Raw genomic sequence first — 16,202 nt, forward strand, 5'->3', positions numbered from 1 at the left:
CATGGGTCAGCCCCCCAGCGATCCGGCGAGCAGCCCGGCCATCGGGCCTTCCAGCAGCGAGCCGAGGCTGCCGGCGCCGCCCTCAGGAGCGGTCGGGGCCGCGGACACGTTGAGCACCACCGTGTTCGAGACGGTGTCGCGGTAGCCGTCACCGCCGAGGAACTTGGCGCTGAGCAGCTGGGTGCCCTCGAAGTCGAGGGTCGTGGTGACGGTCGCCTTGCCGTCGACCACCGCGACGGGCGTACCGATCGCCTCGGTGCCGCGGTAGAACTGCACGGTGCCGGCGGCGCCGGCCGGATTCACGGTGGCGATCAGCGTGACCGTCTGGCCCGCGACCGACAGGCCCTGGATGCTCAGGTTCGCGTCGACCGCGGTGAGAACCGGTGCGGTCGGGGCGACCGTGGCGGTGAACTCCGCGGACGTCGACGTCGAGAAGCCCTGGGTACCTTCGAAGGCCGCGACGACGGGGTAGCTGCCGGCGGTAGCGAACGTGTGCTCGAGAACAGCGACACCGTCGGCGGTGCCGATCGCGACGCGTCCGACCTCGGTGCCCTCGACACGGAAGACGATGTCACCACCGGTCGGGATCGGGCGGACGGTGGCCATCAGGTTGGTGGGGCTGCCGGCCTCGGCGTTCACCGGTTCGACGACGACGGTGGTGGTCTGCCAGGCGCCGTAGTCGACAGCGACCTGCTGCGCGGTGGCATCCGAGTTGGCGTAGCCGTAGCTTCCGGCGAAGTTCGCGGCCACCGAGAAGGTGCCCGGATCGTCGAAACGGTGGTTCAGCGTGGCCTTGCCGCCGACGACCTGCACCGGGTTACCGACGTTGGCGCCGTTGACGACGAACTGCACCGTGCCCGACGCGTCGGCCGGGGTGACGGTTGCTTCGAGCGGCGCCGTCGTACCCGCCTCGGCCGTGGCCGGGACGTTCAGGGACGTCTGGGTCACGACGTTGCCGACCTCGACCTGCGTCGCCGCACCCTCGGAATCGTGGAACAGGCCCGTGGCCGTGTACTTCGCGGAGATGTTGTACGTGCCCATCTCGGCGAACGTGTGTGCCAGCGTGGCGGTTCCGCCGCTGACCGTGACCGGCGTGCCGATCGGGTTCGTGCCCTCGTAGAACTGCACCTCACCCGTCGCGTCGGACGGCGTGATCGTGGCCGTCAGCGTCGTCTCGCTGCCCTTGCCGACCGTGGCCGGGGCGGTCACCGTGGTGGTGGTCGCGGCACGGTTGTCGTTGACCCGGATCCACGCACCGGCCGGGTTGCTTCCCTGCCCGGTGTTGAACGAGTACACGTCGAACACAAAACCCGCGTCGTAGTCACCGGGTGCGAAGGTCGCGGGGATCTTGTAGGTGACATCGAAGGTCACGTCGTTCTTGAAGCCGCTACCCAGGCCCCAGATCGTGCCGCAGCCTCCTCCGGAACAGACGGCCTTGACGCCGGCAGCGCCCTCGTTGGAGACGTTCGCAGACTTACTCGTGGACGAGGAAACATATTCCAGGCCGGACGGACCGATCAGTCGGATAGCGGTCGCCGTGCGATCGCTGCCGCCCTTGTTCCAGATCTTGGCCCGGTAGGTGATGGTGTCTCCGGGATCGACGACGTTGACGCCCGCCTCGGCACGGTTGACGTCGACACCGTTCACCTTGGCCAGGCTCAGGTTCCACCCGAGGTTGTCGGCCGATTTGTCACCCGACCACGCCGGAGGCGGCGGCGGCGGGTCGGTGGGAGTTGCGGTCGCCGCACCGGCCGTGCCCCAGACCAACGCGAGGGCGCTGACCAGGGTCACGAGCGGCGCTGCGAGTCGCTTGGACACGCGAGTTGCCATGGATTCTCCTTGAAAGACGTCCTCAACAACCCCCGACACCGTTGCTGTTGGACAGTTGTACAGATGCGATCCGGATCACTATGGCCCACGGCATTCGGTTCCGTCCCCGTTTCGACAGAAATGGCTCGGTGGCGTCGTTGACGCAGTTCAGGAAGTTTCTCTCGCAAAAGATTTCGGCGTGAGACCGGATGAAACAGACGAAGGCCCCGTCCCACGCGAGGCGATGCGTGGAACGGGGCCTTCGAGCCCTGATTGCGGGGACGACGCCGGCCCCCGCCGGGGATCAGCGCTGGGGTGCGCTGGTGGTGCGGATCGGCGACGGCAGCGACGTCGCGCCTTCGAGGAAGGCGTCGACCGCGGACGCGCACGAGCGGCCCTCGGCGATGGCCCACACGATGAGCGACTGACCACGACCCATGTCACCGGCGACGAACACACCGGGGACGCTGGTCTCCCAGTCCGACGAGCGGGCGACATTGCCGCGCGCGTCGAGGTCGACACCGAGATCGGTGAGCAGGCCCGACTTCTCGGGTCCGACGAAACCCATCGCGAGGAACACGATGTCGGCGTCGATCTCGAAGTCCGAGCCCTCGACCTTCTCGAAGCGGCCGTTCACCATCGCGACCTCGTGCGCCTTCAGCGCGGTCACCTTGCCGTCACGACCGACGAACTTCTCGGTGTTGACCGAGAACACCCGCTCGCCGCCCTCCTCGTGGGCGGACGACACGCGGTACACGAGCGGGTATGTCGGCCACGGGGTCTGGTCGGCGCGGGACTCCGGCGGCCGCGGCATGATCTCGAACTGGTGCACGCTCTCGGCGCCCTGCCGGTGGCTGGTGCCGAGGCAGTCGGCTCCGGTGTCGCCGCCGCCGATGATGACGACCTTCTTGCCCTTCGCAGAGATGGGAGGCTCCCCTGCGGCATCGAGAATCGGATCACCGAGCTGGACGCGGTTGGCGATCGGCAGGAACTCCATCGCCTGGTGGATGCCGTCGAGTTCACGGCCCGGGATCGGCAGGTCGCGGGCCACGGTGGACCCGCCCGCGAGGACGACCGCGTCGAACTGCTCACGCAACTGCTCGGCGGTGATGTCGACGCCGACGTTCACGCCGGCGCGGAACACCGTGCCCTCGGCCTCCATCTGCGCCAACCGGCGGTCGATGTGCCGCTTCTCCATCTTGAACTCGGGGATGCCGTAGCGCAGCAGACCGCCGATGCGGTCCGCCCGCTCGAACACCGTCACCGAATGCCCGGCACGCGTGAGCTGCTGTGCCGCAGCCAGACCCGCAGGACCGGACCCGACGACGGCCACCTTCTTACCGGTGATGTGCGACGCGCGCACCGCCTGCACCCAGCCCTCGTCGAAGGCGCGGTCGATGAGCTCGACCTCGACCTGCTTGATGGTCACCGGATCCTGGTTGATGCCGAGCACGCACGACGCCTCACACGGTGCCGGGCACAGCCGGCCGGTGAACTCGGGGAAGTTGTTGGTCGCGTGCAGCCGGTCGATGCCGTCGTGCCACCGGTCCTTGTGGACCAGGTCGTTCCACTCGGGGATGAGGTTACCGAGCGGGCAACCGTTGTGGCAGAACGGGATACCGCAGTCCATGCACCGGCTGGCCTGCTTCCGGAGGGTCGAGGGGTCGAAATCCTCGTAGACCTCCTTCCAGTCCATCAGGCGCAGCGGCACCGGTCGGCGCAGCGGCAGTTCCCGCGACGTGTGCTTCAGAAAGCCGTTCGGATCACCCACGAGCTGCCTCCATGATTGCGTCGTCCACGTTGGTTCCGTTCTTCTTCGCGGTCTCGATCGCGACGAGGACCTTCTTGTAGTCGCGTGGCATGACCTTCGCGAAATGCGCCTTCTGGTGCGCCCAGTCGGCGATGATCCGGGCCGCAACCTCGGATCCGGTCTCGTCACGGTGGCGCTCGATCGCGCCCTGCAGCCACTCGAAGTCCGCGACGCTGAGGTCCTCGAGATCGACCAACTCGGTGTTGAGGTCGGTCCGGAAATCACGGTCCGGGTTGTAGACGAACGCGACGCCACCGGACATGCCGGCACCGAAGTTGCGTCCGGTCCTGCCGAGGACGACCACCTTGCCGCCGGTCATGTACTCGCACCCGTGATCGCCCACCCCCTCGACGACAGCGGTGGCGCCGGAGTTGCGGACCGCGAAACGTTCCCCGACGATGCCGCGGACGAGGATCTCGCCGCCGGTGGCACCGAACAGGATCACGTTGCCGCCGATGACGTTCTCCTCGGCGACGAAGCCGTCGGCCGTGCGCAGCGGCGGCCGCACCACGATGCGTCCACCCGACAGACCCTTGCCGACGAAGTCGTTGGCGTCGCCGTGCAGTCGCAGCGTCATGCCCTTCGGCACGAACGCACCGAAGCTGTTGCCGGCCGACCCGGTGAACGTGATGTCGATCGTGTTCTCCGGCAAGCCTTCCGCGCCGTAGGCCTTGGTCAGCTCGTGCCCGAGCATGGTGCCGACCGTGCGGTTGACGTTGGTGATCTCCGACGCGAACGCGACGGCCTCACCCTTGTCGAGCGCCGGACGCGCCTGCTCGATCAGCTGCTGGTCGAGCGCCTTCTCCAGGCCGTGTTCCTGCGTGCCCGAGCAGTACAGGTCTTGATCCGCGAACGCGGATTCGACCTTGTGCAGGATCGGCGTCAGGTCCAGCTTGGACGCCTTCCAGTGCTCGACGGCCGCGGTGGTGTCGAGGGCGTCGACCTGGCCGACCGCCTCCTGCAGGGTGCGGAAGCCCAACTCGGCGAGCAGTTCACGCACCTCCTCGGCGATGAACAGGAAGAAGTTCTCCACGAACTCCGGACGTCCCGCGAAACGCTTGCGCAGCACCGGGTTCTGCGTCGCCACCCCCACCGGGCAGGTGTCGAGGTGGCACACGCGCATCATGATGCAACCCGACACCACCAGCGGTGCGGTCGCGAAACCGAACTCCTCACCGCCGAGCAGCGCCGCGATCATCACGTCGCGGCCGGTCTTCATCTGACCGTCCACCTGGACGACGATCCGGTCACGCAGTCCGTTGAGCAGCAGCGTCTGCTGGGTCTCGGCCAGGCCGAGCTCCCACGGTGCGCCGGCATGCTTGAGCGACGTCAGCGGCGACGCACCCGTGCCACCGTCGTGACCCGAGATGAGCACGACGTCGGCGTGCGCCTTGGACACACCCGCGGCGACGGTGCCGACACCGATCTCCGAGACCAGCTTGACGTGGATCCGGGCCGCCGGGTTGGCGTTCTTCAGGTCGTGGATCAGCTGTGCCAGATCCTCGATCGAGTAGATGTCGTGGTGCGGCGGCGGCGAGATGAGGCCGACGCCCGGGGTGGAGCCACGGACCTCGGCGATCCACGGGTACACCTTGTGCGGCGGCAGCTGTCCGCCCTCACCGGGCTTGGCGCCCTGCGCCATCTTGATCTGGATGTCGGTGCAGTTGGTCAGGTAGTGCGCCGTGACACCGAAGCGACCCGACGCGACCTGCTTGATCGCCGACCGACGCCGATCACCGTTCTCGTCGGCCTCGAAACGACGCGGATCCTCGCCGCCCTCACCGGAATTCGAGCGAGCACCGAGACGGTTCATCGCGATGGCGAGCGTCTCGTGGGCTTCCGCCGAGATGGAGCCGTAGCTCATGGCGCCCGTCGAGAAGCGCGTGACGATCTCGCTGGCGGGTTCGACCTCGTCGATCGAGATCGGCTCGCGCACACCGTCCTTGAACGTGATCAGGCCGCGCAGCGACGCCAGCCGCTCCGACTGGTCGTTGACCAGGGTCGTGTACTCCTTGAAGATCGAGTACTGGCCGGTGCGGGTCGCGTGCTGCAGCTTGAACACCGTGTCCGGGTTGAACAGGTGGTACTCGCCCTCCCGACGCCACTGGTACTCGCCGCCCACCTCGAGCTCGCGGTGCGCCCGCAGCTCCGGACGATCCAGGTACGCATCAGCATGGCGCACAGCGACATCCGACGCGATCTCGTCGAGGCCGATACCACCGAGATTCGAGTGCAGGCCGGTGAAGTACTCGTCGACGAGTTCCTGCGACAGGCCGATCACCTGGAACAGCTGGGCACCGGTGTACGACGCGAGCGTCGAGATGCCCATCTTCGACATCACCTTCAGCACGCCCTTGCCGGCGGCCTTGATGTAGTTCGCGACGGCCTTGTCCCGGGTCAGGCCCGGCAGCTGCTCGGACTGCATCAGCTCGTCGATGGTCTCGAACGCCATGTACGGATTGACCGCGGCCGCACCGCAGCCGAGCAACGCCGCCATGTGGTGCACCTCGCGGGCGTCACCGGACTCGACGATCAGCCCAACCTTGGTGCGGGTCTTCTCCCGCACCAGATGGTGGTGCACCGCCGCGGTGAGCAACAGCGACGGGATCGGCGCGTACTTCTCGTTGGACTCGCGGTCCGACAGCACGACCAGACGGGCGCCGCCGGCGACGGCTTCGGACACCTTGTCCCGCACCGTGTCCAGGGCGCGGCGCAGGCCCTCGCCACCCTCGGCGACCGGGTACACGCCGCGGACCACGACGCTGCGGAAGCGCGGGAACTCGCCGTTGTCGTTGAGGTGGATCAGCTTCGACAGGTCGTCGTTGTGCAGGATCGGCTGCGGCACCAGGATCTGCCGGCACGACAGCGGCGACGGGTTCAGCAGATCCGCCTCGGGGCCGATGGTGCCACCGAGGCTGGTGACGATCTCCTCGCGGATCGCGTCGAGCGGCGGGTTCGTCACCTGCGCGAACAGCTGCTGGAAGTAGTCGAACAGCATCCGCGGCCGGGCCGAGAGGACCGCGATCGGGGTGTCGGTGCCCATCGAACCCAGCGCCTCGACACCGGAGACGGCCATCGGCTTGACGAGCAGGTTCACCTCCTCGTTGGTGTAGCCGAAGATCTGCTGGCGCAACACGACCCGGTCGTGCGTCATGTACGTGTACTTGTGCTCGGGCAGGTCGTCGATGTGGACCAGGCTGTCGTCGATCCACTGCTGGTACGGCTGCGCGGCGGCGAGCTCCGACTTGATCTCGTCGTCGGAGATGATGCGGCCCTGCGCGGTGTCGACCAGGAACATCCGTCCCGGCTGCATCCGCATGCGGCGCACGATCTTCTCCGGTGCGATGTCGAGGACACCGACCTCGGACGCCATGACGACCAGACCGTCGTCGGTGACCCACACCCGCGACGGGCGCAGACCGTTGCGGTCGAGGACGGCGCCGACGACGGTGCCGTCGGTGAAGCACACCGACGCCGGACCGTCCCACGGCTCCATGAGCGTCGAGTGGTACTCGTAGAACGCGCGGCGGGCCGGGTCCATGGACTCGTGCCGCTCCCACGCCTCCGGGATCATCATCAGCACCGCGTGCGGCAGGCTGCGGCCACCGAGGTGCAGCAGTTCGAGGACCTCGTCGAACCGGGCGGTGTCCGAGGCGCCCGGCGTGCAGACCGGGAAGATCTTCTCGAGCGCGCCCTCACCGAAAACCTCGGAACGGATGAGCGCCTCACGGGCCCGCATCCAGTTCTCGTTGCCGCTGACCGTGTTGATCTCACCGTTGTGGGCGACCCGGCGGAACGGGTGCGCCAGCGGCCACGACGGGAACGTGTTGGTGGAGAAGCGCGAGTGCACCAGACCCAGCGCACTCTCGAGCCGGTCGTCCTGCAGATCCAGGTAGAAGCCCTTGAGCTGCGGCGTGGTGAGCATGCCCTTGTAGACGAACGTCTGCCCGGACAGGCTCGGGAAGTACACCGACTCGTGTCCCGGACCGTCCTCGCCGGCCCCGGCGGTGCCGAGTTCGTGCTCGACGCGCTTGCGGATCACGTAGGCGCGGCGCTCGAGGTCCATGTCGGTGACCGCATCACCGGCGGACCCGACGAACACCTGACGGAACGTCGGCATCGCGGCGCGGGCCAGCGTGCCGAGCGACGAGTCGTCGGTGGGGACCGCGCGCCAGCCGAGAACCGTCAGACCCTCCTCGGCGACGATCTTCTCGACGCCCGCGGCAGCGGTGTCGGCGGCGGCGTCGCCCTGTGGCAGGAACGCGATACCGGTGGCGTACGCGCCCGCGGCGGGCAGGTCGAAGTCGACGACAGCACGCAGGAAGCGGTCCGGGACCTGGAGCAGGATGCCGGCACCGTCACCGGTGTTGGGCTCGGAACCCGCGGCACCACGGTGCTCGAGGTTGACCAGCGCGGTGATCGCCTTCTCGACGATGTCCCGACTGCGGCGACCGTGCATGTCGACGACGAACGCGACGCCGCACGCGTCGTGCTCGTTCGACGGGTGATAGAGCCCCTGGGGCCCGGGAAGATGCTTCATACCAACTGCCTTCGTATGCGTGAATGCATCGACGACCAGCGGCGCTGATGGCCATCCAACTGCAGAGCATGTACCGCCACGACGCTGTGTTCGGTACCGACCGAGAAGGGCTCCTCGTTGAGCCTCGACACGGGACTGACGTCCGCCCTGGCGACGTTGCTCAGGGGGTTTCATACGTCGACGAGTCCACCGTGTTGAGAAAAGGTTAATTCACGCACCCGGCGGAAACGCAAGCAAGGTTCCCCTTTCCGCCAGATGACCTGCGGATTTGCGACCGGTGATCGAGCGACTGCAATCCACGTCACAGCCTAGAGCGCGAATTCGGGTGCCGGCAGAGCGTCTGATTGCAGCCTTCGCACGATCCGCCGACGGCGCGATGACAGCGCGGTGACGCGGCGGTCTCGGAATCGGTTTCCCGGGAAACCCGGGCCGTGGGGCAACCGGGTGCGAAAATAGCTACTGGCCGCAGCGAGTGGACAGCTGCGGCCAGTGCAGGACGAACATTAGCACCAGTTGAACGTTTGACTCATGCGGATCGGCAAATCTCGCCGCAGGCACCGTCCCGACAGGAAGAACCCCAGGTCACACCCTCGCCGGAACGGATTCGACGGGCTCGGACGGTACCGCCCGCGTCGCCGCGGACCCCCGCCCGGGGATCGCCAGCGCGACCGCCGCGGCGACGAGCGCCACCGCGCAGCCGATGAGCATGCCGGTCCGGAAACCCGCCTCGGTCGGAACGGTGTGACCGCCCCCGATGTCCATGCTCATCTGCGCCAGCACCACACCCACCACGGCCGCCGCCACCAACGTGCCGACCGACCGCATCAGGGTGTTGAAGCTGTTCGCCGACCCGGTCTCCGACGGCGGCACCAGCTCCCGCAGGGCACTGATCCCCAACGGCACCATGCCCATACCCAGGCCCTGCAGGCCACGTCCGACGATCATCGGCAGCAGGGACGACGCGAGCGCGCACAGCACCGAACCCACGACGAGCGGCACCGCACAGAACAGCAACATCTTCCGCTTGCCCAGCAGGTCAGCGAGCCGGCCGGTGACCGGTGTCGCGACGGCACCCACCAGCAGCGTGATCGTGATGACCCACGACGCGTCGGACGCGGTGGTGTCCAGGATGCGGGGCAGGTCGCCGATGAGCGGCACCACCAGCGTCTGCATGAGGGCGGCCACGATGCCGGCCACTGCCAGCACCGCGACGACGCCACCCTCGACGGCCTCGACCGAGTCCTCACCGAGTGGAGCCCCGACGACGTCGCCACGTTCGCCGGCTACCTGAAACGGTTCAACATCGACATCGAACGGCTCGACGGACGGCCCTGGCCGCGGCCGTGACTGCGGCGCCCGGCGAAGCCACACACCTTCTCCCGAGTGCACACACGTTTCCGGCGTCGAATACACGTGTGGCGCCGGCAAAAGGGGTGTGACACCACGCGTAGGGCCCCGGAAACGACGAAAGCCGCGAGTTCCGAAGAACTCGCGGCTTTCCGTTGTGGGCGAAGGGGGACTTGAACCCCCACGTCCCGAAGGACACTGGCACCTGAAGCCAGCGCGTCTGCCATTCCGCCACTCGCCCGAGCGACGCTGAAAACAGTAGCATGCCACTTTCGAAAACGACGATTCGTGCAGGTAGTGACCATAAAATGGACTCAATGGACGCGACCGGAACCGTTCGGACGGAGTGTCCGGATATCATGCAGGAGCAGCGGTACGGACTCCTGCCGCCGCGACACGCAGACTGACCGCGAACAGACAACAGCAAGGTTCATGCCGTGGGGATCGTTCAACGTTTCGAGCGCAAGCTTCAGGGGGCCGTCGGCGACGCCTTCGCCCGCGTCTTCGGTGGCGGCGTCGTACCCCAGGAAGTGGAAGCCGCGCTGCAACGCGAAGCCACCGACCACGTCCAGCAACTCGACGGCGGCCACTATCTGGCCCCCAACCGCTACGTGATCACGATCAACGAATCGGATCACCGGAAGCTGGCGTCGGATCACGAACTGACAGTGACATCTTTCGCAAAACATCTCGAGGGATACATCCGCGAACAGGGTTGGCAGACGTACGGTGACATCGATGTCCGTTTCGAGCCGTCCTCGACGCTGCACACCGGTCAGTTCCGCACGGCGGGGTCGGTCGATCCGGACGCGCACCGCACCGGCGGTGCGCCCGGACCCGACCCCCGCGCGGGACAATCCCCCGTTTCCCCGACCCCAGGAGCAGGCCCCATGACGCAGAACTCCGGACACGAGCCCGGTCGCGACCCGAAGGATCGTGAGCAGTCCCGCAACGGCAGCGCGCATCCGGGACCCGATCAGGGGCAGGACCACCCGCCGCAGGGCTACCAGCAGCCGTACTACGACCAGGGGCAGGGGTACGGCGCGGCGCACCAGGGCGGCTACGGCCAGCAGGGCGACTACCAGCAGAACTACGACCAGCAGAACTACGACGCCCAGCAGCCGTATCCCGGCCAGTACCCGGGCTACCACCAGCCGGGGTATCAGGACCCGAACTACCAGGGTCAGGGTTACCAGGACCAGGGGTACGACCCGAACCACCAGGGCGGCTACGGCCAGCAGGGCTACGCCGACTACGACTACCAGCAGGGCGACTACCAGCAGGCCGGGTACAACCAGGCCGGCTACCAGCAGGAGTACGAGCAGGCCGGCTACAACCAGGCGTACGCCCAGCAGGGCTACGACCAGGGCTATCAGGCCGGGTACGCACCCGAGGCGGGCCGCACGTTCACCGCGACCCTGCAACTCGAGGACGGCAGCGGCCGCTTCCACCAACTGCGTGAGGGCAACAACATCGTCGGCCGCGGCCAGGACGCCCAGTTCCGGCTCCCCGACACCGGCGTCTCCCGGCGGCACTTCGACATCCGCTGGGACGGGCAGGTCGCGATGCTGTCGGATCTCGGGTCCACCAACGGCACCACCGTCAACGGCGCGCCCGTGCAGGACTGGCAGCTCGCCGACGGCGACGTGGTGCGTGCCGGACATTCCGAGATCCTGGTGCGCATCCTCTGACCACGGCAGACGCTGCGCCGCACCGACAGGCGCCGCGCCCCGGGACATCGGGTGCGGCGTCGGATCATGATCACTGTCGGTGGCTTCCACATATGATGCAGCCAACCGAGATTGCCCCGGCCGCGCGTCCGCGTAGCCGTGCCCCCGAAGGAGGTGTCGAGCAGTGCAGGGACTGATACTCCAACTGACGCGAGCTGGCTTTCTGCTGTTGCTCTGGCTCTTCGTGTGGGCGGTGATCCGGACACTCCGCAGCGACATCTATGCCGGTGCCGGTGGTGCGCGGGTCGGTACACGGCCGGTGCGCCGCCCGGCGGTGCTGCCGTCGCTCGGTAAGCAGAAGGTCGCGAAGTTCCTGGTGGTCACGCAGGGCGCGCTGGCCGGTACCCGGATCACGCTGGGCAGTCAGCCGGTGCTGATCGGCCGGGCCGACGATTCGACGCTGGTCCTCACCGACGACTACGCGTCCACCCGGCATGCCCGCCTGTCACAGCGTGGTACCGACTGGTACGTCGAGGATCTCGGCTCCACCAACGGCACCTACATGGACCGCGCCAAGGTCACGACGGCTGTCCGGGTGCCCCTCGGCACCCCGGTGCGGGTCGGTAAGACCGTGATCGAGCTGCGCCCGTGACCCTGGTTCTGCGCTACGCGGCCCGTAGCGACCGCGGCCTGGTCCGCGCCAACAACGAAGACTCCGTCTATGCGGGTGCGCGCCTGCTGGCGCTCGCCGACGGTATGGGCGGTCACGCGGCCGGGGAGGTCGCGTCGCAGCTGATGATCGCGGCGCTGGCACATCTCGACGACGACGAACCCGGTGAGGACCTGCTCGGCAAGCTCGACGCCGCCACCCGCGAGGGCAACGCGACGATCGCCGACCAGGTCGAGGAGGATCCCGAACTCGAGGGCATGGGCACGACGCTGACCGCGATGCTGTTCACGGGCAGCCGGCTGGGTCTCGTCCACATCGGTGATTCCCGCGCCTACCTGCTGCGCGACGATCAGCTCACCCAGATCACCCGCGACGACACGTTCGTGCAGTCCCTCGTCGACGAGGGCAGGATCACCGCCGAACAGGCGCACACCCATCCGCAGCGGTCGCTGATCATGCGGGCGCTCACCGGTAACGAGGTGGAGCCGACGCTGACGATGCGGGAGGCCCGTGCCGGCGACCGCTACCTGCTGTGCTCGGACGGCCTGTCCGACCCGGTCAGCGACGAGACGATCGCGAACACCATGCGCGAGGGCACGCACGACGAGTGCGCGGACCGGCTCATCGAGTTGGCGCTGCGCAGCGGCGGCCCCGACAACGTGACGGTGATCGTCGCCGACGTCATCGACTACGGCTACGGGCAGCGGCATCCGATCGTCGGGGGCGCCGCGTCCGACGACGAGGAGGACGACGCTCCCCCGCCGAACACGGCCGCGGGCCGGGCGGCGGCGATACGGCCGCCGCGGGCCGCACCGAAACGGGTCACTCCGCCGGCCGAGGAGACGCCGAAGAAGTCCCACAAACTGCGGTGGACGCTGCTCGCCGTCACGCTGATCGCGTTGCTCGCGGGCGGTCTCGTGGTGGGTCGCGCGATGATCCGCAGCTACTACTACGTGGGGGCGGCCGCGGATCGGGTCACAGTGCTGCGCGGCATCCCCGGTTCCGTGCTGGGGTTCTCGCTGCAGGAGAGCGCCCTGGTCGGCTGCGTCGCCGACGACGGGACACTCACCGCCGCCGACCCGAACGCGCTGCCCGGCGACTGCCGGATGCTGATGGTCGACGATCTGCAGCCGTCCGCACGGGAACAGGTGCGGGCCGGTCTGCCGTCGGGCACCGAGACCGACGCGACCGACCAGATGCGCCGGCTCGCCGCGAACGATCTGCTGCCGGTGTGCACCCCGCCGGAACCGGAACCCCTACCGGCACCGGCACCCGCCCCGGTGCCACCCGCACCGGCACCCCCCGCGCCGGCCGAACCGGTGCCCGCCCCGGCAGCCGCGCCGGAACCCGCCCCGGCCGAAACGGTGCCGGCGCCGCCGCCCGTCGAACAGATTCCCGGCCAGAACTGCAGGGCCGGTAGCTGATGTCCACGACGTCCGACGCCCCCTTCCCGAGCCCGGCCGGCGGTTTCGCGGCCGCGCCCGCCCGGTCGAACCGGCGGAGCACCGAGCTGTTCCTGCTGTGCGGTTCGATCGCGATCACGACGGTGTCGCTGATCCTGGTCGAGGCCAGCCAGGAGCAGTCGCTCACGTGGGATCTGGCCAAGTACGGTCTCGCGTACGCGGTCATGTTCCTCGTCGCGCATCTCGCGGTGCGCCGGTTCGCACCGCACGCAGACCCACTGTTGCTGCCGATCGTGGCGCTGCTCAACGGGCTGGGCCTGGTCATCATCCACCGGTTGGATCTCGCGGACGCCGATTCCGCGGTCTATCAGGGGTTGCCGATCCCGTCGCCGGACGCGAACCAGCAGGTGCTGTGGACGGCACTCGCCCTGGGCGGGTTCATCGCGGTCCTCGTGCTGCTCCGCGACTACCGACTGCTGGCCCGCTACGGGTACACCGTCGGCCTGGCCGGTCTGGTGCTGCTCGCGATCCCGGCGCTGCTGCCGTCGCAGTTCTCCGAGGTCAACGGCGCCAAGATCTGGATCAAGCTGCCCGGGTTCAGTATCCAACCGGGCGAGTTCGCGAAGATCCTGCTGATCATCTTCTTCGCGGCGGTCCTGGTCGCCAAGCGTGACCTGTTCACCACCGCGGGCCGGCATTTCCTCGGCATGGACCTGCCGCGGGCCCGTGATCTGGGCCCGATCCTGGTGGCGTGGATCGTCTCGGTCGCGATCATGGTGTTCGAGAAGGATCTGGGCACGTCGCTGCTGATCTTCGGCACCGTGCTGGTGATGCTGTACATCGCGACCGAACGGGTCGGCTGGCTGCTGATCGGTGCCGGTCTGCTGCTCGTCGGGTTCTTCTTCGCGTACCAGATGTTCGGGCACGTCCGGGTGCGGGTGGACACGTGGATCGATCCGCTCGGCGACTACCAGAACACCGGCTACCAGATCTCGCAGTCGCTGTTCGGGCTGGCGACCGGCGGTGTCGCCGGTACCGGACTGGGCAGCGGACGCCCGTCGCAGGTGCCGTTCGCCAAGACCGACTTCATCGTCGCCGCGATCGGTGAGGAACTGGGCCTGATCGGCCTAGCCGCGATCCTGATGCTGTTCCTGATCCTGGTGGTCCGTGGGCTGCGGACGGCCCTGGCGGTCCGCGACAGTTTCGGCAAGCTCCTCGCGGCCGGCCTGTCGTTCACGATCGCGATCCAGTTGTTCGTCGTCGTCGGCGGTGTCACGAAACTGATTCCCCTCACCGGACTGACCACCCCGTTCATGTCGTACGGTGGGTCGTCCCTGCTCGCGAACTATCTGCTGTTGGCGCTGCTCATGAAGATCTCCGACGCCGCCCGCACCCCCGCGGCCCCGAAGAAGAAGGGGCCCGCCCCCATCGCGGACGCCCCCACCGAAATGCTGGGCCGGAAATGAACACACCACTGCGCCGGGTCGCGCTCGCCGTCATGGTGATGGTGGTGGCGCTACTCGCCAACGCCACCTACGTGCAGGTCATCAAGGCCGACGACCTGCGGAACGATCCCCGCAACTCGCGGGTGCTGCTCGACGAGTACTCCCGGCAGCGCGGCCAGATCTCCGCCGGCGGTCAGGTGCTGGCCGCGTCGGTGCCCACCGACGACCGGTACAAGTATCTGCGCGTGTACCCACCGAACCAGGCGGCACCGTCCAGTCCGCTCGCGAACGCCCCGGTCACCGGCTTCTACTCGATGCAGTACGGCAGCGCCGGGTTGGAGCGGGCCGAGGACCCGGTCCTCAACGGCTCCGACAACCGACTGTTCAGCAAGCGGTTCTTCGATCTGGTGTCGGGTCGGGACCCGCGCGGCGGCAACGTCGTCAGCACCATCGACCCGGTGATGCAGCAGGTCGCGTACGACGAACTGACCGCGAAGGGTTACACCGGTTCGGTCGTCGCGATCGAGCCGAGCACCGGCAACATCCTGGCCATGGCCAGCACCCCCAGCTACGATCCGAACCGGCTGTCCGGGCACGACGGCGCGCAGACGTCCGACGCCTGGGACGAACTGAACGCCGACCCGGACAGGCCGATGCTCAACCGGGCGGTGTCCGCGACGTACCCGCCGGGGTCGACGTTCAAGGTGGTCGTCACGGCGGCCGCGCTCGAGAACGGCGCCAACCCGGACGAGCAGCTCACCGCGGCACCGAACATCACACTGCCGGGCACGTCGACGACGCTGGAGAACTACAACGGCACCACGTGCGGGGGCGGTCCGACGGCGTCGCTGCGGGAAGCGTTCGCCCGCTCCTGCAACACCGCGTTCGTGGAGTTGGGTATCAAGACCGGCACCGACGCGCTCGCCGAGCAGTCGAAGGCGTTCGGGATCGGCCCGAACACGCCCGGGGTCCCGATCCCGGTCGCCGACAGCACGATCGGCTCGATTCCCGACACCGCGGCGCTCGGCCAGTCCAGCATCGGGCAGCGGGACGTCGCACTGACACCGCTGCAGAACGCGGAGATCGCCGCGACCATCGCCAACGGCGGCATGCGGATGGAGACGCATCTGGTGTCGCAACTGCAGGCCCCGGACCTGTCCGACCTGGCGACCACCAGCCCCAAATCGGTGGGCCGGGCCGTGTCGCCGCAGGTCGCGGAGACGTTGACGCAGTTGATGATCGGCTCGGAGAACAACACTGCCGGTGGCGGCAAGATCCCGGGTGTGCAGATCGCGTCCAAGACCGGCACCGCCGAGCACGGCACCGATCCGCGGAACACGCCGCCGCACGCCTGGTACATCGCGTTCGCCCCGGCCCAGAATCCGACCGTCGCGATCGCCGTCATCGTCGAGGACGGCGGGGACCGGGCGCTCGCGGCGACGGGTGGGTCGGTGGCCGCACCGATCGGACGTGCCGTCATCGCGGCCGGTTTGCAGAGGGGATGAGGC

9 protein-coding genes and 1 tRNA gene are annotated in these 16,202 nt (G+C 68.1%); 5 read left to right on the plus strand and 5 right to left on the minus strand.

Translation table 11 applies throughout. The features are described 5' to 3' along the window. Positions 1–6: 6 nt before the first annotated feature. The 5 genes from E0497_RS00635 to E0497_RS00660 all read right to left on the minus strand — a co-directional run bounded on the left by E0497_RS00635 (position 7) and on the right by E0497_RS00660 (position 9,747). Positions 7–1,830, minus strand: a complete 1,824-nt coding sequence (locus tag E0497_RS00635; protein ID WP_137722853.1) for an Ig-like domain-containing protein — start codon at positions 1,828–1,830, stop codon at positions 7–9. A 283-nt stretch (positions 1,831–2,113) separates the two neighbouring features. Then, positions 2,114–3,580, minus strand: a complete 1,467-nt coding sequence (locus E0497_RS00640) for a glutamate synthase subunit beta (protein ID WP_137722854.1) — start codon at positions 3,578–3,580, stop codon at positions 2,114–2,116. Further along, positions 3,573–8,159 (minus strand): glutamate synthase large subunit, encoded by a 4,587-nt coding sequence (gene gltB / locus E0497_RS00645; protein WP_137722855.1) that lies wholly within the window; start codon positions 8,157–8,159, stop codon positions 3,573–3,575. The genes E0497_RS00640 and gltB overlap by 8 nt, the downstream gene beginning before the upstream one ends. Before the next feature lie 582 nt (positions 8,160–8,741). Further along, a complete protein-coding gene (locus E0497_RS00650) occupies positions 8,742–9,332 on the minus strand; it encodes an MFS transporter (RefSeq protein ID WP_137723137.1) in 591 nt (196 codons plus the stop codon). Positions 9,333–9,664: 332 nt separating this feature from the next. Continuing rightward, positions 9,665–9,747 (minus strand) — tRNA-Leu (locus E0497_RS00660). 196 nt (positions 9,748–9,943) lie between these two features. Here E0497_RS00660 and E0497_RS00665 point away from each other — a divergent pair. The 5 genes from E0497_RS00665 to E0497_RS00685 all read left to right on the plus strand — a co-directional run bounded on the left by E0497_RS00665 (position 9,944) and on the right by E0497_RS00685 (position 16,199). Continuing rightward, the gene (locus E0497_RS00665; protein WP_137722856.1) at positions 9,944–11,197 is read left to right on the plus strand and encodes a DUF3662 and FHA domain-containing protein; all 1,254 of its coding nucleotides are present in this window, start codon (positions 9,944–9,946) and stop codon (positions 11,195–11,197) included. A gap of 163 nt (positions 11,198–11,360) precedes the next feature. Then, positions 11,361–11,828: an FHA domain-containing protein FhaB/FipA gene (locus E0497_RS00670; protein ID WP_137722857.1), complete on the plus strand. Its 468-nt coding sequence runs from the start codon at positions 11,361–11,363 to the stop codon at positions 11,826–11,828. Next, complete coding sequence (locus tag E0497_RS00675; RefSeq protein ID WP_137722858.1) at positions 11,825–13,270, plus strand: PP2C family protein-serine/threonine phosphatase; 1,446 nt, start codon at positions 11,825–11,827, stop codon at positions 13,268–13,270. The genes E0497_RS00670 and E0497_RS00675 overlap by 4 nt, the downstream gene beginning before the upstream one ends. After that, entirely contained in the window at positions 13,270–14,715 is a 1,446-nt protein-coding gene (locus E0497_RS00680; RefSeq protein WP_137722859.1) for an FtsW/RodA/SpoVE family cell cycle protein, read from the plus strand. Before E0497_RS00675 ends, E0497_RS00680 begins: the two co-directional genes overlap by 1 nt. Further along, positions 14,712–16,199, plus strand: a complete 1,488-nt coding sequence (locus tag E0497_RS00685; RefSeq protein WP_137722860.1) for a peptidoglycan D,D-transpeptidase FtsI family protein — start codon at positions 14,712–14,714, stop codon at positions 16,197–16,199. Before E0497_RS00680 ends, E0497_RS00685 begins: the two co-directional genes overlap by 4 nt. Positions 16,200–16,202 lie beyond the last annotated feature (3 nt).

The organism is Prescottella subtropica, from assembly GCF_005434945.1.
Classification (GTDB): domain Bacteria; phylum Actinomycetota; class Actinomycetes; order Mycobacteriales; family Mycobacteriaceae; genus Prescottella; species Prescottella subtropica.

Excerpts from the sequence above, each read along its gene's own strand:
- E0497_RS00635 (WP_137722853.1), bottom strand. The coding sequence starts at position 1,830 with ATGGCAACTCGCGTGTCCAAGCGACTCGCAGCGCCGCTCGTGACCCTG.
- gltB (WP_137722855.1), bottom strand. The coding sequence starts at position 8,159 with ATGAAGCATCTTCCCGGGCCCCAGGGGCTCTATCACCCGTCGAACGAG.
- E0497_RS00650 (WP_137723137.1), bottom strand. The coding sequence starts at position 9,332 with ATGCAGACGCTGGTGGTGCCGCTCATCGGCGACCTGCCCCGCATCCTG.
- E0497_RS00680 (WP_137722859.1), top strand. The coding sequence starts at position 13,270 with ATGTCCACGACGTCCGACGCCCCCTTCCCGAGCCCGGCCGGCGGTTTC.
- E0497_RS00685 (WP_137722860.1), top strand. The coding sequence starts at position 14,712 with ATGAACACACCACTGCGCCGGGTCGCGCTCGCCGTCATGGTGATGGTG.